Origin of the sequence: Pseudomonas sp. I2 (genome assembly GCF_040984075.1) — a bacterium.
Lineage (GTDB): Bacteria > Pseudomonadota > Gammaproteobacteria > Pseudomonadales > Pseudomonadaceae > Aquipseudomonas > Aquipseudomonas guariconensis_B.
The window spans coordinates 61,172-77,986 of record NZ_JBCGFQ010000027.1 but is presented as its reverse complement, the minus strand read 5'-3'; the positions used below and the strand labels follow the sequence as shown (position 1 = coordinate 77,986).

The following is a 16,815-nucleotide window of genomic DNA, read 5'->3' as shown; positions in this document are numbered from 1 at the left end:
CCAAGCTCGGCATGCAGCGCGCGTTCGATCAGGGCCTTCTTAAACGCCGCAGAGGCATCCTCGATAGCTTCTGCGGTCATCAGGCCCTCACCGAACTGCTCCAGCAGCTCTTTGGGGATTTTGGGCAGGTCACGCAAGGGTTTCTTTTTGGTTGGCATACATGCACCTCTTACTCATGTTATGCCCGAACACAAAATTTCTGACACCCTCGCGTCGCTTGGGCGGGACGGACAAGCTGTTTCAAGTTATTGCAAAAATGGCACTGTACCTGGGCGCGACGGTCTTATTCGATGTCGATGAACGCTTATCCGTCGACGCTCGCCAGCGCCGCTGGGTCGGGCACTCCAGCGGTCCAGGAGGCCGCCATGTACCGTCGAATGCTGCTGATCGCCCTGCTGGGCCTGTTGACCACCGCCTGCGCACCCTACCATGGGGGCGGGGGGTATTACCGCACGGACTACTACACCAGCGATCGCTATGCTTATCCGGGCCATTACCGCTACGACCGCTATTACGTCGCGCCGCAACCGCGCTACTACTACCAGCCCGCGCCACGTTACTACCGGCCGGCGCCCGCACCGCACTACAAGCCCTATCCACCGCCTGTCGTGAAGCAATGGCACGGTAACCCGCGTCATGACTACGGCAACCGCCATCGCTACGATTACGGCCGGGATCGGGACCGGCATGATTACCGCAACGACAACCGGCGCTACCAGAACGAGCGCTGGCACTCCAATGGCCGGGGCGAAGACAAGCGCCGACCTGATGGCCGGCAGGGGGACCGTAACTGGCGGCGTTGAGGCCAATGCCCGGCAGTCAGGTAGCGGCCTACCTGGATGTCAAAAACCACGGAATTCCCCACAGGCCATGGCGTGCCGCCATGGCCTGGAGGAAACTTGCTCACCCTAGGTCGGCCAACGGATGCCGCCCCTCCCACACCTTGGCGAAATGCGCCTCGACCACCGCGGCCGGGACCTGGGCGATGTCCGGCCAGTGCCAGCGCGGCTGGTTGTCCTTGTCCAGCAGGCGCGCACGCACGCCTTCGCTGAACTCTGGATGACGGCAGCAGTTCAGGCTCATGGTGTATTCCATCTGGAACACCTGGGCCAGGGACAGGTAGCGCGCCCGGCGGATCTGCTCCCATACCAGGTGCGCCGTCAGCGGGCAGCCCTCGTGCAGCCGCTGCCCGGCCTCGGCCAGCAGCGGGTCGGCATGCTGGCTCAAGCCGCACAGGGCGCGCCAGGCCGCTACCGGGTCGGCCACATCGAGCAAGGCATCGATCTGCTCCCGGCGCGGGAGCCACTGGGCCTCGGGCAATTCGGCGCAGGCCCGATGCTGCTCGGCCTTGAGCAGGCTGTTCAGTTGCAGGACGGTTTGCTCCTGCCAGTTCAGTTGCAGCAGTTCCTCGATCAACGCCTCCTGCTGGTATTCGCCGAGCAAGCGGTCGGCCAGGCCCAGGTCGAGGGCATCACGGGCATTGATCGGCGCGCCGGTCAGGCCGAGGAACAGGCCGAGCTTGCCCGGCAGGCGGGCGAGGAACCAACTGGCGCCGACATCCGGGTACAGGCCGATGCTGATCTCCGGCATGGCCAGCCGGCTGCTGGGGGTGACGATACGCACGCCGGCCCCCTGCAACAGGCCCATGCCGCCGCCCAGCACGTGGCCATGCCCCCAGCACAGCAGGGGCTTGGGGTAGGTGTGCAGGCGGTAGTCGAGCCGGTATTCGGCGGCGAAGAAGGTCGCGGCCAGCGCAGGCACGCTGCCAGGATGGTCACGGCAGGCATTGACCAGCGCCCGCACATCGCCGCCGGCGCAGAACGCCCTGGGGCCATTGCCGCGCACCAGTACGCAGACGATGCCAGGGTCGCTGGCCCAGGCCCGCAGGTGCTCGTCGAGGACCTCGATCATCGGCAGGCTCAGGGCATTGAGCGTCTTGGGCGCGTCCAGTGTGGCGATGCCGATGCGCGCACCTTCGGCACCGGTGAGTACTTCGCAATGAATGGACATGGGCTACCTCACGCAAGTCATCGCACAAGTATGGTTCGCCAGTGGGATCGTGCCCGTCGTCGGTCGGATCGATTGACAAGGCCGGACGGCTTACCTAGTGTCGCGCCATTGTTTACGGATGGCCCCATGACTGACGACGATCGCATCAAACTCGAACCCAGCTGGAAAGCCGCGCTGCGCGCCGAGTTCGACCAGCCTTACATGAAGCAGCTGCGTGAGTTCCTGCGCCAGGAATACGCTGCCGGCAAGGAGATCTACCCGCCGGGGCCGCTGATCTTCAATGCCCTGAACTCTACGCCACTGGACAAGGTGAAGGTGGTCATCCTCGGCCAGGACCCCTACCACGGCCCAGGCCAGGCCCATGGCCTGTGCTTCTCGGTGCAGCCGGGCGTGCCCACGCCGCCGTCGCTGGTGAACATCTACAAGGAACTGCAGCGCGACCTCAACCTGCCCATCCCCAACCATGGCTATCTGCAGAGCTGGGCCGACCAGGGCGTGTTGTTGCTCAACACCACCATGACCGTGCAGCGCGGCAATGCCGCCTCGCACGCCAACGCCGGCTGGCAGCCGTTCACCGACCGCATCATCCAGGTGGTCAGCGAGCAGTGCGAGAACGTGGTGTTCCTGCTGTGGGGGTCCCATGCCCAGAGCAAGCAGAAGCTGATCGATGGCACCAAGCACCTGGTGCTCAAGTCGGTGCATCCGTCGCCGCTGTCGGCCTATCGCGGGTTCTTCGGTTGCGGGCATTTCAGCCGGGCCAACAGTTTCCTCGAACAGCGCGGGCTGGCGCCGATCGACTGGGCGTTGCCGCCGCTCTGATCCTGGATCCAGGGGGCTTTGTCAGTTGGGGCACGAAGCGCCCCAAATGGCATTGGGCAAGCCCGCCGGCCTGGCGAATCAGCCGTCGTTCCAGCGCCGGAACAACGGCTCGGCGAGAAACAGCACGAACAACAAGCGCATCACCTGCAGCGCCGTCACCAGTGGCACCGACAACTGCAAGGTCTCCGCCGTCAGGCTCATCTCGGCAATGCCGCCGGGCATCATGCCCAGGGTCAGCGAGCGCAGGTCCAGGTGGGTCAGCAGGCTCAAGGCCCAGGCCGCCGCAGCGGCGATGAGCATGCTCAGCGCCGTGGCCAGCAGGGTGCGGCCGAGGAAGGACGGTGCGCGGCGGAAGAAGGCACGGTTGAAGTGGCAGGCCAGGCCGCTGCCGATCAGCCATTGGCCGACCTGGCTGGCGCCCGGCGGCAGGGCGATCTGCAGGTTGCCCGCCAGGCTCGCGCAGGCGGCCACCAGCAGTGGGCCGAACAGCCAGGGGTTGGGCTGGCGCAGGCGTTGCCAGCCCAGTGCGGCCAGTACCCCGAGCGGCGCGATCAGTGCCAGCCACCCCCAACTGACGCTGGCAGAATGGTTCAGCGGCATGCCATCGCCGAGCAAGAACTTGAACAGCGCCGGCACGCACAACACTACCGCCAGCACCCGCAGGCTCTGGGCCGCGGCCACCTGGCTGAGCACCGCGCCGTTGCGCGCGCCAAGGTTGACCATCTCTCCCGAGCCGCCCGGCATGCTGGCGAAGAACGCCGTGGCGCGGTCTTCGCCGGTGCGTCGCAGCAGCCATACGCCGATCACCGCCGACAGGGTGGTGAACAGCGCACCGAAGAAGATCAGGGCGAAGTGCCCGGCCACCTGCTCGATCACCGCTGGGGTGAAGTGCAGGCCAATGCCGATGCCGATGATCCACTGGCCGCATTTGCGGCCATTGGGGATTTCCGTCAACTGCCAGGGCGTCAGACAGCGCACCAGGATGATCGCCAGCAGCGAGCCGACCATCCACGGCAAGGGCCAGCCGACCTTGCTGGCGAGAAACCCGCCAGCAAGGCCGACCAGCCCGGTGGCCCAGAACAGCGGCAACGACCGGTCAGGCATCGGCCATGGCCCGGCGTTGCAGGCTGCGCTTGCGCCAGATGCGCAGCAGCGGCAGGGTCAGCATGAAGACGGTCAGTACCCATACCACCAGGCTGATCGGGCTCGACCAGAGGATGCCCAGCTCGCCGTTGGAGATCGACAGGGCACGGCGCAGGTTCTGCTCCATCAGGCCGCCGAGGATGAAGCCGAGCAGGATCGGCGACAGCGGGAAGTCCAGCTTGCGCAAGATGTAGCCCATGATGCCGATGCCGACCATCAGGAACAGGTCGAAGGTGGTGGCATGCACGGCATATACGCCGATCGCGGTGATGATCGCGATCACTGGCACCAGCGCCCAGTTCGGTACCGCGAGGATGCGGGTGAAGATGCGGATCATCGGGATGTTCAGGATCACCAGCATGATGTTGGCGATGAACAGCGAGGCGATCAGGCCCCAGACGATGTCTGGCTGCTGTTCGAACAGCAGCGGGCCCGGGGTGATGTTGTACAGGGTCAGCGCGCCGATCATCACCGCGGTGGTGCCCGAGCCCGGTACGCCGAGGGTCAGCATCGGCACCAGGGCGCCGCAGCAGGAGGCTCCGATGGCGGTTTCCGGGGCGGCCAGGCCGCGCGCATCGCCCTTGCCGAACTTGCCCTTGGCACCGGCGATGCGCTTCTCGGTCATGTAGGCCACGGCACTGGCCAGGGTCGCACCGGCGCCAGGCAGCACACCCATGATGAAGCCCAGCAGGCCGCAGCGGATGTTGACGACGAACACCGAGGCCGCTTCCTTGAGGTTGAACAGCATGCGCCCGGTGGCCTTGACCGCCGCGTGGCCATGGTGGGTCTTTTCCAGCAGCAGGAGGATCTCGCTGATCGAGAACAGGCCCAGTACCAGCACGACGAACTGGATACCGTCGGCCAGGTGCACGCTGTCGCCGGTGAAGCGGTACACGCCGCTGTTGGCATCAATGCCGACGCTGGAGAGGAACAGGCCGATCAGCGCGGCGATGAAGGTCTTGAGTGGCTTGTCGCCGGCCATGCCGCCAAGACAGACGATGGCGAACACCATCAGCACGAAGTATTCCGCCGGGCCGAAGGCGATCGCCCATTTGGCCAGCAGCGGGGCGAACAGCACCATGCCGCAGGTGGCGATGAAGGCGCCGATGAACGAACTCCAGGCCGACAGCGACAGGGCCACGCCAGCCAGGCCCTGGCGGGCCATGGGGTAGCCGTCGAGGGTGGTCATCACGGTGGAGGCTTCACCGGGGATGTTCAGCAGGATCGAGCTGATCCGCCCGCCATACTCGCAGCCCAGGTACACCGCGGCCAGCAGGATCAGCGCCGACTCTGGGGGCAGGCCCAGGGCGAAGGCGATGGGGATCAGCAGGGCGACGCCGTTGATCGGGCCCAGGCCCGGCAGCAGGCCGACCACGGTGCCGATCAGGGTGCCGATCAGGGCGGTGATCAGGTTGTACGGGCTCAGGGCGACGCCGAAGCCCTGGCCCAGGTAGCTCAAGGTATCCATGTGTCAGTTCTCCAGTACGTCCAGCAGGCCAAGGGGCAGGGGCACGTCCATCACGTGGTCGAACAGCCAGTAGAGCAGTGCGCTCATGGCCGCGACCACGATGACGCTGGACAACCAGCGCCCGCCGTACAGCCGGGCCATCGGCACGCCGACGAGGATGGCGCTGAGGATGAAACCCAGGGACTCGAAGGTGCTGGCGAAGACGATCAACAGGCCGACACAGGTCGTGATCTTGATCAGGGTGGGGCGGTCTAGCTCCGGCTCGTCGTCCTTGCGCACGATGGGCGTAGGACGAAAGGCAAGGTAGAGCAGCGCCACGCCCATCAGGCCGAGCATCAGCAGCGGGTAGGCGCGGGGGCCCACCGGTTCGTAGGAAAACGCGGCCTGGTAAGGCCAGGCCATCACGGCCAGGGCGGCGCACACCGCCAGCAGGGCCAGGGCGAAGATGCGTTGCAGGATCATCGAAGAATCCTCGGTAGTCTCGACTGTGGGCGCGGCCTGGTGTCGCGAAAGGCCGCCCCCGCATGGCTCTAGTGTCCTGTCTTGGAAATACGTTCTCTTTTGGCGAGTGGCTTGGGTGTTCGGCCAAGGCGCCGCGACGAGTCATAGCAGGGCTATGGCGAGGAGTGGCAACGCCGGCCGGGCGCCCAAGACGCCGCCAAAAGCGAACAGCTTATTTCCGAGACAGGACACTAACTGTTACTGGATCAGCCCGAATTCCCGGGCCAGCGCCTTGTAGTCGGCAACCTGTTTCTTCACGTAGCCGTCGAGTTCTTCGCCGGTCATGGCGAACGGGAACATCTCGCGCTGGTCGCGCAGCTTGGCGAAGTCCTCCGAGGCCAGCAGCTTGTCGAACGAGGCTTTCCACCAGGCGTAGTCCTCGTCGCTGACCTTCGGCCCCAGGTAGAAGCCGCGCACCACCGGCCAGACGATGTCGTAGCCCTGCTCCTTGGCGGTGGGGATGTCCTTCATCTCAGGCTCGTCCAGGCGGTTTTCGGAGAACACCGCCAGGATGCGCATGTCGCCGCTCTGGATGTGCGGCATGGAGTCGGAGATGTCGGTGGAGCCGACCTGGATGTGCCCGCCGAGCAGCGCGGTGGCGATCTCGCCGCCGCCTTCCAGGGCTACGTAGCGCAGGTCACGCGGGTCGATGCCGGCGGCCTTGGCGATCAGTGCGGTCTGCATCCAGTCCTGGCTGCCGACGGTGCCGCCGGAGCCGATCACCACCTTGCCCGGGTCCTTCTTCAGCGCTGCGACCAGGTCGTCGAGGTTCTTGTAGGGTGAGTCCTTCTTCACCGCGATGGCGCCGTAGCTGGTGCCGACCGCCGCCAGCCACTTCACGGCGTTCTCGTCGAAGCGGCCGAACTTGCCCTGGGCCAGGTTGAGCAGCGAGCCGCTGGACCAGGCCACCAGGGTCCCGCCATCGGCCGGACGCTGCGCGACAACGGCGTTGTAGGCCACCGCGCCGACGCCGCCGGGCATGTAGGTCACGCGCATGGGCTTGCTGAGGATCTTCTCGTTGACCAGGGCGCTCTGCACCAGCTTGCAGGTCAGGTCGAAGCCGCCGCCGGGCGAGGCGGGGGCGATGCATTCTGGGCGTTTCGGCTCGGCGGCCAGGGCGTTGCCGGCCAGCAGCAGGCAGCCGGTGGCGAGGACGAGGCGGCGCAGTGAAAAGGTCATCGTCTATCTCCGTGAGGCAGTGTTGTTGTAGGGATTACCACAGGGCCACGCTGTAGCTCACCAGCAGCCGCACTTCGTCGGCGTCGCGGGCAAAATTCGAGCGGAAGGTGGCATTACGCAGGCGCACGGCGACGTCCTTCAACGGGCCGCTTTGTACCACGTACTTGAACTCGGTGTTGCGCTCCCACTCCTTGCCCTCGCTGCCGTCGGCACGGCTGACGTTGTCGCCGCTGATGTAGCGGGTCATGAAGGTCAGGCCGGGGATACCGAGGGCGGCGAAGTTGTAGTCGTAGCGCAGCTGCCAGGAGCGCTCGTCGGCGCCGGCGAAGTCGTTGATCTGGACGAAGTTGACCAGGTACGGGTCGGCGCCATCGACGTAGGGGAAGGCGCTGTCGCCGGACAGGTGCTGGTAGGCGGCGCTGAGCTTGTGCCCGTCCAGGGCATAGCTGAGCATGCCATTGACGGTGGTGTTGTCGATGCTGCCGGCCTTGGCCTGCCCCTGGTCGTCGCTGACCGCCAGGCGCAGGTCGGCGCCGAAGGTGCCCGGGCCCCAGGGCTGGGTGGCGACCATGCCGAGGAAGTGCTGGCGGTAGATATCGTCGAGCTGGGCGAAGTGGTAGCTGCCGGTGATGCGGTCGGTGAACTGGTAGTCCAGGCCGGCGAGGTCGTAGTGGTCGGCGGAGAAGGTACCGCCGAAGCGGCCGTTCTTGTTGTTGAGGGCGATGTCTTCCCAGTTGGTGTCGTTGCGGTCCTTGGCCTTTTCCAGGCGGCCGCCGGTGAAGGTCAGGTCCTTGATCTCCTGCGAGGTGACCAGGCCGCCTTCGAAGGTCTGCGGCAGGATGCGGCCATCGTTGGGCTGCAGGGTCGGCAGTTCCGGGATCAGCGTGCCGATCTTCAGCTCGGTCTTGGAAACCTTGACCTTGCCGGTCAGGCCGAGCTTGGAGTATTCGTCGGCCGCCTTGCCATCGTCATGGGTCGGCAGCAGGCCGCTGTCGGTGCGGTCGGGGCTGGAATCGAGCTTGATGCCGAGCATGCCCAGCGCATCCAGGCCGAACCCCACGGTGCCTTCGGTATAGCCGGACTCGAAGTTGAGCATGAACCCCTGGGCCCACTCGTCGCGCTTGGATTGCTGCGCGCTGGTGCCGTCGCGGAAGTCGCGGTTGAAATACATGTTGCGGGTTTCGAAGGTGGCCGTGCTGTCTTCGAAGAAGGCGGCCTGGCTCATCGGGGCGACACCGGCGAGCGCGAGGGCGCTGGCGAGGGTGCAGGGACGTGCGGACAGGGAACGGATAGGCGCGAACGCCCGGGGCTGCGTGGACAGCATCGTCGGAAACTCCGTTTATTGTTCTTATTTCGGTGCACCTTGCTGGTGCTTTCTTGCGGCGCATGGGGCGACCGTGGTGCGATGCTAGGGAATGAACCTTTCGCTAACCTTTCAGCGTGAAAGGTTTGCCACAAGGGCTTCACAGGCCCCTCGACAGCGGTACACTCCGCGCCAACGCCCCACCCGAGCCGGGAGAATCCGATGCGTGTGTTGCTGGTCGAAGACCACCTGCCACTGGCCGAAAGCGTGGCCCAGGCCCTCAAGAGCCAGGGCCTGACCGTGGATGTGCTGCACGATGGCGTGGCCGCCGACCTGGCCCTGGCCAGCGAGGACTATGCCGTGGCCGTGCTCGATGTCGGCCTGCCGCGCATGGACGGGTTCGAGGTGCTGGCGCGCCTGCGTGGGCGGGGCAAGACCTTGCCGGTGCTGATGCTGACTGCGCGCAGCGACGTCAAGGACCGGGTCCATGGCCTGAACCTGGGCGCCGACGACTACCTGGCCAAGCCCTTCGAGCTGACCGAGCTGGAGGCGCGGGTCAAGGCCCTGCTGCGTCGCAGCGTGCTCGGTGGCGAGCGCCAGCAACGCTGCGGCCCGCTGGTCTACGACCTGGACACCCGGCGCTTCACCCTGCAGGACGAGGCCCTGACCCTGACCCAGCGCGAGCAGAGCGTGCTCGAGGCGCTGATCGCCCGCCCTGGGCGGGTGATGAGCAAGGAGCAACTGGCCGCCCAGGTGTTCGGCCTGGACGAGGAGGCCAGCCCCGATGCCATCGAGATCTACATCCACCGCCTGCGCAAGAAACTCGACGGCCACCCGGTGGCCATCGTTACCTTCAGGGGGCTCGGCTACCTGCTCGAGCACCGCGATGCGTGACGACGGCAGCCTGCGCTGGCGCCTGCTGGGCAACCTGGCCCTGCTGCTGGTGGTGTTGATGCTGGCCAGTGGCTTGAGTGCCTACTGGAACGGCCGCGAGGCCGCCGACACCGCCTACGACCGCACCTTGCTGGCGTCGGCGCGGACCATCGCCGCCGGCCTGTCGCAGCGCGACGGTACCCTCAGCGCCGACGTGCCCTACGTGGCCCTGGATACCTTCGCCTACGACAGCGCCGGGCGCATCTACTACCAGGTGCTGGATATCCACCAGCGGCTGATCTCCGGCTACGAGAACCTGCCAGCGCCCCCGCCGGGCACGCCACGTACCGACGACTACCCGGCCCTGGCACGCTTCTACGATGCCACCTACCTGGGCCAGGACGTGCGGGTGGTCAGCCTGCTCAAGGCGGTCAGCGAGCCGAACATGAATGGCATGGCCGAGATCCGCGTGGCCGAGACGGAGGAAGCACGGGTGCGCATGGCCCGTGGCCTGATGGCCGATACCTTGCTGCGCCTGGGCATGCTGGCCCTGGCCGCGCTGGTGGTGGTGTGGTTCGCCGTCAGCGCCGCGCTGCGTCCGCTGGAGCGGCTGCGCACGGCGGTGGAAGAGCGCCAGCCCGACGACCTGCGCGCCCTGCCGGTGGTGCAGGTGCAGCGCGAACTCGGCCCCCTGGTGCGGGCCTTGAACCACTTCACCGAACGCTTGCGTGGCCAGTTCGAGCGCCAGGCCCAGTTCATCGCCGATGCCGCCCATGAGCTGCGCACCCCCCTGGCGGCGCTCAAGGCACGGGTCGAGCTGGGCTTGCGCTCGCACGAGCCGGAGCAATGGCGGCAGACCCTGGAGGCTGCTGCCCAGGGCACCGATCGGCTGACCCATCTGGCCAACCAGCTGCTGTCGCTGGCGCGGGTGGAAAACGGTGCGCGGGCGATCGCCGAAGGCGGTGCGCAGCGCCTGGACCTCAGCCAGCTGGCCCGTGAACTGGGCCTGGCCATGGCGCCGCTGGCCCATGCCCGGGGCGTGGCCCTGGCCCTGGAGGCGCAGGCGCCGGTGTGGCTCAAGGGCGAGCCGACCTTGCTCAACGAACTGCTCAGCAACCTGGTGGACAATGCCCTGGCCCATACGCCGGTCGGCGGCAACGTGATCCTGCGGGTACTGGCGCCGGCCATCCTCGAAGTGGAGGACGACGGGCCGGGGATTCCCGAGGAGGAGCGCGAGCGGGTGTTCGAGCGTTTCTACCGGCGTAGCGCCCAGGGCACCGGGCTGGGGTTGGCGATCGTCGGCGAGATCTGCCGGGCGCACCTGGCGCAGATCAGCCTGCACGATGGCGAGCAGGGTGGGTTGCGGGTGCGGGTCAGTTTCATCGCCGATTGAGCGCTGGGGGCCGTGCCCCAGATCGGCGCGTTACCCTCAGCGCAACATGCTGCGCGCGTCGAGCAGGTCCATGACATCCAGTTCGGTACCCTGGGGCAGGCCGAGGTGGTGGTAGGCGGGCAGGGCGGCCAGCGGGCGGCTGCGGGTCCGCTGGCTGATGCAGCGGGCGACCTGCACGATGTCGATGTAGTCGATCTTGTCGGTACGCCGGTCCAGGTCCTGGACCTGACTGGGCAGGTTGGCCAACTGCTCGGGAAACTCCCAGGCACTGAGGATCTTGTCACCCAGCACCGGATGGATCTGCTCGATCACGTAGTGCAGGCACACTGGATCGGAGAGCAGCTCGTTGTGTTCCTCGGCATAGATCAGCACCGGCAATGCGCCGATCTGGTGGACCAGGCCACCGAGGGTTGCCTGGTCGGGCTTGAGCTGGGTATGGCGGCGGCACAGTTCATAGCTGATGCCTGCAACTTCCAGGCTGTTGGCCCAGATATCCCGTAGTTTTTGTTCCACAGCCGGTGAGCGGGCATGGAAGATCTGCTCGATCACCAGGCCGATCGCCAGGTTGCAGCTGTAGTTGATACCCAGGCGGGTGATGGCGGTGTGCAGGTCGGTGACCTCCACCGTGGCCCGCAGCAGGGGGCTGTTGACCACCTTGATCAGGCGTGCCGACAGCGCGGCGTCGCGGCCGATCACCCTGCTCAGGGCGGCGACGCTGATCTCGCTGTTCTCGGCGGCCTCGCGGATGCTCAGGGCAACCTCCGGCAAGGTCGGCAACACCAGGTCGTCGTTGTCGATGGCAGCGAGCAATTGCGCTTGGACCATCTCGGCCAGCTTGTTCATGGGTTTCTCTACCGCAGTGGTGGTGCGGCCCCGCCGGTACGGCGGGGCAGGCTGGTCAGCGCTGGATTTCCCGGTCGCGGTCCAGTTCGTAGGGCAGGCTCAGCAGCTCCAGGCGCGGGCCTTCGAGGCTGCCCAGGTGCAGGTTGTCATCCTCCACCGCTTCGGCGCTGAGCACCGCGAGCAATTCGCAGCCCTGGCCACTGCTGGCCGCGATGACCACTTCGCCGACCGACGAGCCGTGGGTCGGCGAGAAGATCGCGGTGCCAGGGGCCGGTACCTCGGCCTGGTCCAGGGCCAGGCGATACTGGCGGCGCTTGAGCTTGCCCAGGTACTGCATGCGCGCGACGATTTCCTGGCCGGTGTAGCAGCCTTTCTTGAAGCTCACGCCGCCGACGGCCTGCAGGTTGATCATCTGTGGGATGAACAGCTCGCGGGTCGGGCCCATGACTTGGCCGATACCGGCGCGCACCTGGCCCAGCAGCCAGTCGTCGAGGCTGCCTTGCGCCAGGCTGGCGGCCAGTTTCGCGCGCACGTCGCCGGCCTGCGGGGCGGGCACCCAGAGCTCCACACGGCCTGCGCTGACGTTGATGGCGATCAGGTCGTCATGGCGTACGGTGGCGCCAGCCTCGCCGGGTACGGCCAGGCCCAGGGCCTGCAGGGCGGCCTCGCCGTGTTGCAGGCCGAAGCGGGCCCAGGCGCTGCTTTCGTCGGTGAGGGTGGCCTTGGAGAACACCGCGTATTTCTTCAGGTCGGCCAATTGCGGTTCGAGCAGTTCGCTGGCCATGGCCAGCAGGTAGCCGTTGCCTTCCGGCAGGATGCGGAAGCTCGATTGCATGCGGCCCTTGACCATGCAACGGGCGCCGAGGCTGGCGTGTTCCTGGCTGAGGTAGTTGATGTTGCAGGTCAGCTGGCCTTGCAGGAACTTGCCGGCATCGGAGCCGCGGACAGCGAGGATGCCCTCGTGGGACAGGGGACAGAAGAAAGCGGAATCGGCCATGGGTCATCGCGGTTGCTGGAGACTGGCGGCCATCATAGAACGCCGGTAACAAAATAGGTAGGTGACTAGACCAACGCCTTGTGCCGCGGTGTTCGCGGCACGGTATACTGGCCGGCCATTCGAGGAGGGCCCCATGGTCGAACAAACTGAACTCAACCGGCTTTTCTGGCACAGCCGCCGTGGCATGCTGGAACTGGACGTACTGCTGGTGCCATTCACCCAGGAGGTCTACCCCAGCCTGAGCGAAGCGGACCGCGAGCTGTACCGTCGCCTGCTGACCTGTGAGGACCAGGACCTGTTCGGCTGGTTCATGGAGCGCAACGAGTCCGAGGACCCTGAGTTGCAGCGCATGGTCCGCATCATCCTGGACCGTGTCCAGCCCAAGTGAGCATTTCGAGTGCCGTTGGCAGGGCTCGCGCCTGCTGCTGACGGCCTACCTGGCCTGCCAGGTGCTGGCGTTCGCGGCCCTTGGCCTGGGGGCGCAGCCCTGGTGGGTGACCCTGCCCCTGGCGGTCGCCTGCGTTGCCCACGCCTGCTGGGCCATTCCCCGCCGTATCCTGCTGACGCATCCCGAGGCGATCACCGGCCTGCGCCGTGACCCGTCGGGCTGGCGGCTGTTCAGTCGCGCCCGGGGCTGGCAGCCGGTGCGCCTGTGCCGCGACAGCGTGGCGCTGCCTGGGCTGGTGGTGTTGCGGTACGTGCGCCCGGGGCGGCGCTTCGGGGAGGCCCAGTGCATTCCCAAGGATGCACTGGGCCGGGATATGCATCGGCGCTTGCGTGTGCGGTTGAAGTTCAGCCGCCGCAGGTGGTCGGTAGTGGGCTCTCTGTAGGGCAGGGTAAGCCCCTAATGCTGTTCACTTAAGCCATTGGGGCCGCCTTGCGGCCCTTCGCGGGCAAGCCCGCTCCCAGAAGTATGCTGCAAGCCTCAAGGAATGCACGATCCTGTGGGAGCGGGCTTGCCCGCGAAGGGCTGCAAGGCAGCCCCAATCGATGTCACATCAGACTAAGCCCCTCGTTTAGACCCGTCGCCGCGACGACCTCAGAGCGGGTTCAGGATGGTATCCCGCGCCTCGGGCAGCATGCCTGGGTAGTCGAGGGTGTAGTGCAGCCCGCGGCTTTCCTTGCGCTGCATGGCCGAGCGGATCATCAGTTCCGCCACCTGGGCCAGGTTGCGCAACTCGATCAGGTCGCGGCTGACCTTGTAGTTGCTGTAGAACTCGTCGATCTCGTCCAGCAGCAGGCGCACCCGGTGCTCGGCACGCTGCAGGCGCTTGCTGGTGCGCACGATGCCCACGTAGTCCCACATGAATCGCCGCAGTTCGTCCCAGTTGTGCGCGATGATCACGTCCTCGTCCGAGTCGGTGACCTGGCTTGCGTCCCAGCAGGGCAGGGCGGCGGGCATGCCCACCTGGTCCAGGTGCGCCGCGATGTCGGCGGCGGCGGCGCGGCCATAGACGAAGCACTCCAGCAGCGAATTGCTGGCCATGCGGTTGGCGCCATGCAAGCCGGTGAAGCTGGTTTCGCCGATGGCGTACAGGCCTGGCACGTCGGTGTGGCCGCGATCGTCGACCATCACACCGCCGCAGGTGTAGTGGGCGGCCGGGACCACCGGGATCGGTTGTCGGGTGATGTCGATGCCGAAGGCCAGGCAGCGCTCGTAGACGGTGGGGAAGTGGCTCTTGATGAAATCGGCCGGCTTGTGGGTGATGTCCAGGTATACGCAGTCCACGCCCAGGCGCTTCATCTCATGGTCGATGGCCCGGGCCACGATGTCGCGGGGTGCCAGCTCCTCGCGCGGATCGAAGCGCGGCATGAAGCGCTCGCCGTTGGGCAGGCGCAGCAGGGCGCCCTCGCCGCGCAGGGCCTCGGTGATCAGGAAGCTCTTGGCCTGCGGGTGGTAGAGGCAGGTGGGATGGAACTGGTTGAATTCGAGGTTGGCCACCCGGCAGCCGGCGCGCCAGGCCATGGCGATACCGTCGCCGCAGGCACCGTCGGGGTTGCTGGTGTAGAGGTAGACCTTGGCCGCGCCACCAGTGGCCAGCACGGTGAAGCGCGCGCCGAAGGTGTCGACTTCGCCGCTGTTGCGGTCCAGCACGTAGGCGCCCAGGCAGCGCTCGCCGGGCAGGCCCAGGCGGCGTTCGGTGATCAGGTCGACCGCCACGCGCTGTTCCAGCAGCTCGATGTTCGGCCGTTGCCGGGCCTGGGCCAGCAGGGTGGTGAAGATCGCCGCACCGGTGGCGTCGGCGGCATGGATGATGCGTCGGTGGCTGTGCCCGCCCTCGCGGGTCAAGTGGAATTCGAAGCCGCCATCGTCGACGCTGTAGTGCTCGTCGCGGGTAAATGGCACGCCTTGCTCGATCAGCCACTGGATGGCCTCGCGGCTGTGCTCGACGGTAAAGCGCACGGCGTCTTCATGGCACAGGCCGCCACCGGCGTTGAGCGTGTCCTCGACATGGGATTGCACGGTGTCGGTATCGTCGAGCACAGCCGCGACGCCGCCCTGGGCCCAGAAGGTCGAACCGTTGGCCAGGTCGCCCTTGCTCAGCACGGCGATGCGCAGATGGCTGGGAAGGTTCAGTGCCAGGCTGAGGCCGGCGGCGCCGCTGCCGATCACCAGGACATCATGTTGGAATTGTTGGCTCATGTCGGGACACTAGTATTCTTGAGTGAGGGAGCGGCACAATAGTCATGCGCAGATGGCATTGTGAAACTATCGTGAAACGTGACCGGGCTGCCTTTATAGCAGTCACAGGTGCCTGATTTCCAATGGCGTCTACGCCGTTGCGCAGATCTTCGTGGGAACTTTCCATCATCGGCGGAAATCCTAAGAAGGCTGCCCGCACGCCACAAATGCCGCGGCGACGCATGGCGGCAGCTCTATCCGGGCTGACACCTGCGTATTCGAAACCTGATTATCGACGCAGCCGGCCACGACCGCGCTGCGTCTTTCGTGCGAGCCGACCAAGGGCCGCAGGAAACTTGCTTGGAGGGGAGAACTTTTGCGCAAAGCCCGAGTCTATGGTTGCAAGCCTGAACGATGGCTGTTGCAACGCTCCTTCGAGTCCACTGAGGAGTGTTCATGCTAACCCAGGAAGAGGATCAGCAGCTTGTCGAGCGCGTGCAGCGCGGCGACAGGCGAGCGTTCGATCTGTTGGTGCTGAAGTATCAGCACAAGATTCTCGGGTTGATCGTGCGGTTCGTCCACGACACCCATGAAGCCCAGGATGTGGCTCAGGAGGCTTTCATCAAGGCCTACCGGGCGCTGGGAAATTTTCGCGGTGACAGCGCGTTCTATACCTGGCTGTACCGCATCGCCATCAACACGGCGAAGAACTACCTGGTGTCCCGTGGAAGACGGCCGCCAGACAGCGATGTGAGCTCCGAGGATGCGGAGTTTTACGACGGCGATCATGGTCTCAAGGATCTCGAGTCCCCAGAGCGCTCGTTGTTGCGGGATGAAATCGAAGGCACTGTCCATCGCACCATCCAGCAACTGCCCGAGGACCTGCGTACGGCCTTGACCCTGCGTGAGTTCGACGGACTGAGTTACGAAGACATTGCCAGTGTCATGCAATGTCCGGTGGGTACCGTGCGCTCTCGAATCTTCCGCGCTCGGGAGGCCATAGACAAAGCCCTGCAGCCTCTATTGCAGGAAACCTGAGACAGCGGCGACAGCCAAGAGAGGAACCGCCATGAGTCGTGAAGCTTTGCAGGAATCGCTGTCCGCGGTGATGGATAACGAAGCGGACGAACTTGAACTGCGTCGGGTGTTGAACGCCGTCGACGATCCTGAAACCCGTGCCACCTGGTCGCGCTACCAGATCGCCCGTGCAGCCATGCACAAGGAACTGCTGCTGCCGAAACTGGACATCGCCTCGGCGGTTTCCGCGGCGCTGGCCGACGAAGCCGTGCCGGCGAAGGTCAAGCAGGGCCCGTGGCGCACCATCGGTCGCCTGGCTGTCGCCGCCTCGGTGACCGTTGCCGTGCTGGCTGGCGTACGCATGTACAACCAGGACGAGATCACCGGCGCCGAGCTCGCTGCCCAGCAGCCAGCCCAGCAGGGCCTGAGCATGCCACAGGCACAGGGCCCCGCCGTACTGGCAGGCTATAGTGAAAGCAGTGAGCAACCGACCGGGCCGATGGCCAACGGCGTGCTGCAGAACCAGGCCGGCTGGGATCAGCGTCTGCCGGGGTACCTGCGCCAGCATGCCCAGGAGTCCGCGCTCAAGGGCACCGAGACCGCTCTGCCCTATGCCCGCGCCGCCAGCCTGGAAAACCGCTAAGTA

At 66.0% G+C, this 16,815-nt stretch carries 17 protein-coding genes and 1 pseudogene; 8 read left to right on the top strand and 10 right to left on the bottom strand.

Annotation, left to right across the window (positions count from 1 at the left end; all coding sequences use genetic code 11):
- Positions 1–158 (bottom strand): annotated as a pseudogene (locus tag WCE05_RS15525) (IS256 family transposase); the annotation flags it as partial.
- 207 nt (positions 159–365) lie between these two features.
- Here WCE05_RS15525 and WCE05_RS15520 point away from each other — a divergent pair.
- The gene (locus WCE05_RS15520) at positions 366–803 is read left to right on the top strand and encodes a hypothetical protein (protein WP_225788067.1); all 438 of its coding nucleotides are present in this window, start codon (positions 366–368) and stop codon (positions 801–803) included.
- 100 nt (positions 804–903) lie between these two features.
- Here the strand turns inward: WCE05_RS15520 and WCE05_RS15515 are convergent, their stop codons facing one another.
- Positions 904–2,010, bottom strand: coding sequence for an enoyl-CoA hydratase/isomerase family protein (locus WCE05_RS15515; RefSeq protein ID WP_225788068.1), 1,107 nt, complete (start codon positions 2,008–2,010; stop codon positions 904–906).
- Positions 2,011–2,136: 126 nt separating this feature from the next.
- Here WCE05_RS15515 and ung point away from each other — a divergent pair, with 126 nt between their 5' ends.
- Positions 2,137–2,829, top strand: a complete 693-nt coding sequence (gene ung, locus WCE05_RS15510) for a uracil-DNA glycosylase (RefSeq protein WP_253099611.1) — start codon at positions 2,137–2,139, stop codon at positions 2,827–2,829.
- A 78-nt stretch (positions 2,830–2,907) separates the two neighbouring features.
- On the opposite strand, the gene WCE05_RS15505 is transcribed toward ung, so the two are convergent.
- The 5 genes from WCE05_RS15505 to WCE05_RS15485 all read right to left on the bottom strand — a co-directional run bounded on the left by WCE05_RS15505 (position 2,908) and on the right by WCE05_RS15485 (position 8,444).
- The gene (locus tag WCE05_RS15505; RefSeq protein ID WP_225788070.1) at positions 2,908–3,933 is read right to left on the bottom strand and encodes an AbrB family transcriptional regulator; all 1,026 of its coding nucleotides are present in this window, start codon (positions 3,931–3,933) and stop codon (positions 2,908–2,910) included.
- A complete protein-coding gene (locus WCE05_RS15500; RefSeq protein WP_225788071.1) occupies positions 3,926–5,440 on the bottom strand; it encodes a tripartite tricarboxylate transporter permease in 1,515 nt (504 codons plus the stop codon). Before WCE05_RS15500 ends, WCE05_RS15505 begins: the two co-directional genes overlap by 8 nt.
- A 3-nt stretch (positions 5,441–5,443) precedes the next feature.
- Positions 5,444–5,902 (bottom strand): tripartite tricarboxylate transporter TctB family protein, encoded by a 459-nt coding sequence (locus WCE05_RS15495; RefSeq protein WP_225788072.1) that lies wholly within the window; start codon positions 5,900–5,902, stop codon positions 5,444–5,446.
- A 237-nt stretch (positions 5,903–6,139) separates the two neighbouring features.
- Positions 6,140–7,120, bottom strand: a complete 981-nt coding sequence (locus WCE05_RS15490; protein WP_225788073.1) for a tripartite tricarboxylate transporter substrate binding protein — start codon at positions 7,118–7,120, stop codon at positions 6,140–6,142.
- 34 nt (positions 7,121–7,154) lie between these two features.
- On the bottom strand, positions 7,155–8,444 hold the full coding sequence (locus WCE05_RS15485; RefSeq protein ID WP_225788074.1) for an OprD family porin: 1,290 nt from the start codon (positions 8,442–8,444) through the stop codon (positions 7,155–7,157).
- A gap of 201 nt (positions 8,445–8,645) precedes the next feature.
- Between WCE05_RS15485 and WCE05_RS15480 the strand changes: the two genes are divergently transcribed.
- Together WCE05_RS15480 and WCE05_RS15475 are read left to right on the top strand one after the other, a co-directional pair.
- Positions 8,646–9,317 (top strand): response regulator, encoded by a 672-nt coding sequence (locus WCE05_RS15480; RefSeq protein WP_225788075.1) that lies wholly within the window; start codon positions 8,646–8,648, stop codon positions 9,315–9,317.
- Complete coding sequence (locus WCE05_RS15475) at positions 9,310–10,689, top strand: sensor histidine kinase (protein ID WP_253080388.1); 1,380 nt, start codon at positions 9,310–9,312, stop codon at positions 10,687–10,689. The genes WCE05_RS15480 and WCE05_RS15475 overlap by 8 nt, the downstream gene beginning before the upstream one ends.
- 36 nt (positions 10,690–10,725) lie before the next feature.
- Here WCE05_RS15475 and WCE05_RS15470 read toward each other — a convergent pair whose 3' ends face one another.
- Both WCE05_RS15470 and WCE05_RS15465 read right to left on the bottom strand, forming a co-directional pair.
- On the bottom strand, positions 10,726–11,532 hold the full coding sequence (locus WCE05_RS15470) for an HDOD domain-containing protein (RefSeq protein WP_253080389.1): 807 nt from the start codon (positions 11,530–11,532) through the stop codon (positions 10,726–10,728).
- Between the two features lie 55 nt (positions 11,533–11,587).
- A complete protein-coding gene (locus tag WCE05_RS15465) occupies positions 11,588–12,529 on the bottom strand; it encodes a folate-binding protein YgfZ (RefSeq protein WP_225788078.1) in 942 nt (313 codons plus the stop codon).
- Between the two features lie 133 nt (positions 12,530–12,662).
- Here WCE05_RS15465 and WCE05_RS15460 point away from each other — a divergent pair, with 133 nt between their 5' ends.
- Together WCE05_RS15460 and WCE05_RS15455 are read left to right on the top strand one after the other, a co-directional pair.
- A complete protein-coding gene (locus tag WCE05_RS15460; protein ID WP_225788079.1) occupies positions 12,663–12,917 on the top strand; it encodes a succinate dehydrogenase assembly factor 2 in 255 nt (84 codons plus the stop codon).
- Positions 12,901–13,359 (top strand): protein YgfX, encoded by a 459-nt coding sequence (locus tag WCE05_RS15455; protein ID WP_225788080.1) that lies wholly within the window; start codon positions 12,901–12,903, stop codon positions 13,357–13,359. Before WCE05_RS15460 ends, WCE05_RS15455 begins: the two co-directional genes overlap by 17 nt.
- Positions 13,360–13,568: 209 nt before the next feature.
- On the opposite strand, the gene nadB is transcribed toward WCE05_RS15455, so the two are convergent.
- Entirely contained in the window at positions 13,569–15,173 is a 1,605-nt protein-coding gene (nadB, locus tag WCE05_RS15450) for an L-aspartate oxidase (RefSeq protein ID WP_253081792.1), read from the bottom strand.
- 435 nt (positions 15,174–15,608) lie between these two features.
- Between nadB and rpoE the strand changes: the two genes are divergently transcribed.
- Both rpoE and WCE05_RS15440 read left to right on the top strand, forming a co-directional pair.
- On the top strand, positions 15,609–16,190 hold the full coding sequence (rpoE, locus tag WCE05_RS15445; protein ID WP_003252049.1) for an RNA polymerase sigma factor RpoE: 582 nt from the start codon (positions 15,609–15,611) through the stop codon (positions 16,188–16,190).
- 31 nt (positions 16,191–16,221) lie between these two features.
- Positions 16,222–16,812 carry a sigma-E factor negative regulatory protein gene (locus WCE05_RS15440; protein WP_225788082.1) on the top strand — a complete coding sequence of 197 codons (591 nt, stop codon included), beginning with the start codon at positions 16,222–16,224 and terminating at the stop codon, positions 16,810–16,812.
- Positions 16,813–16,815: the final 3 nt, after the last annotated feature.

What these genes read in the sequence shown, in the direction of transcription:
- WCE05_RS15520 (WP_225788067.1), top strand. Translation starts at nt 366, where the DNA reads ATGTACCGTCGAATGCTGCTGATCGCCCTGCTGGGCCTGTTGACCACC.
- WCE05_RS15515 (WP_225788068.1), bottom strand. Translation starts at nt 2,010, where the DNA reads ATGTCCATTCATTGCGAAGTACTCACCGGTGCCGAAGGTGCGCGCATC.
- ung (WP_253099611.1), top strand. Translation starts at nt 2,137, where the DNA reads ATGACTGACGACGATCGCATCAAACTCGAACCCAGCTGGAAAGCCGCG.
- WCE05_RS15505 (WP_225788070.1), bottom strand. Translation starts at nt 3,933, where the DNA reads ATGCCTGACCGGTCGTTGCCGCTGTTCTGGGCCACCGGGCTGGTCGGC.
- WCE05_RS15500 (WP_225788071.1), bottom strand. Translation starts at nt 5,440, where the DNA reads ATGGATACCTTGAGCTACCTGGGCCAGGGCTTCGGCGTCGCCCTGAGC.
- WCE05_RS15495 (WP_225788072.1), bottom strand. Translation starts at nt 5,902, where the DNA reads ATGATCCTGCAACGCATCTTCGCCCTGGCCCTGCTGGCGGTGTGCGCC.
- WCE05_RS15490 (WP_225788073.1), bottom strand. Translation starts at nt 7,120, where the DNA reads ATGACCTTTTCACTGCGCCGCCTCGTCCTCGCCACCGGCTGCCTGCTG.
- WCE05_RS15485 (WP_225788074.1), bottom strand. Translation starts at nt 8,444, where the DNA reads ATGCTGTCCACGCAGCCCCGGGCGTTCGCGCCTATCCGTTCCCTGTCC.
- WCE05_RS15480 (WP_225788075.1), top strand. Translation starts at nt 8,646, where the DNA reads ATGCGTGTGTTGCTGGTCGAAGACCACCTGCCACTGGCCGAAAGCGTG.
- WCE05_RS15475 (WP_253080388.1), top strand. Translation starts at nt 9,310, where the DNA reads ATGCGTGACGACGGCAGCCTGCGCTGGCGCCTGCTGGGCAACCTGGCC.
- WCE05_RS15470 (WP_253080389.1), bottom strand. Translation starts at nt 11,532, where the DNA reads ATGAACAAGCTGGCCGAGATGGTCCAAGCGCAATTGCTCGCTGCCATC.
- WCE05_RS15465 (WP_225788078.1), bottom strand. Translation starts at nt 12,529, where the DNA reads ATGGCCGATTCCGCTTTCTTCTGTCCCCTGTCCCACGAGGGCATCCTC.
- WCE05_RS15460 (WP_225788079.1), top strand. Translation starts at nt 12,663, where the DNA reads ATGGTCGAACAAACTGAACTCAACCGGCTTTTCTGGCACAGCCGCCGT.
- nadB (WP_253081792.1), bottom strand. Translation starts at nt 15,173, where the DNA reads ATGAGCCAACAATTCCAACATGATGTCCTGGTGATCGGCAGCGGCGCC.
- rpoE (WP_003252049.1), top strand. Translation starts at nt 15,609, where the DNA reads ATGCTAACCCAGGAAGAGGATCAGCAGCTTGTCGAGCGCGTGCAGCGC.
- WCE05_RS15440 (WP_225788082.1), top strand. Translation starts at nt 16,222, where the DNA reads ATGAGTCGTGAAGCTTTGCAGGAATCGCTGTCCGCGGTGATGGATAAC.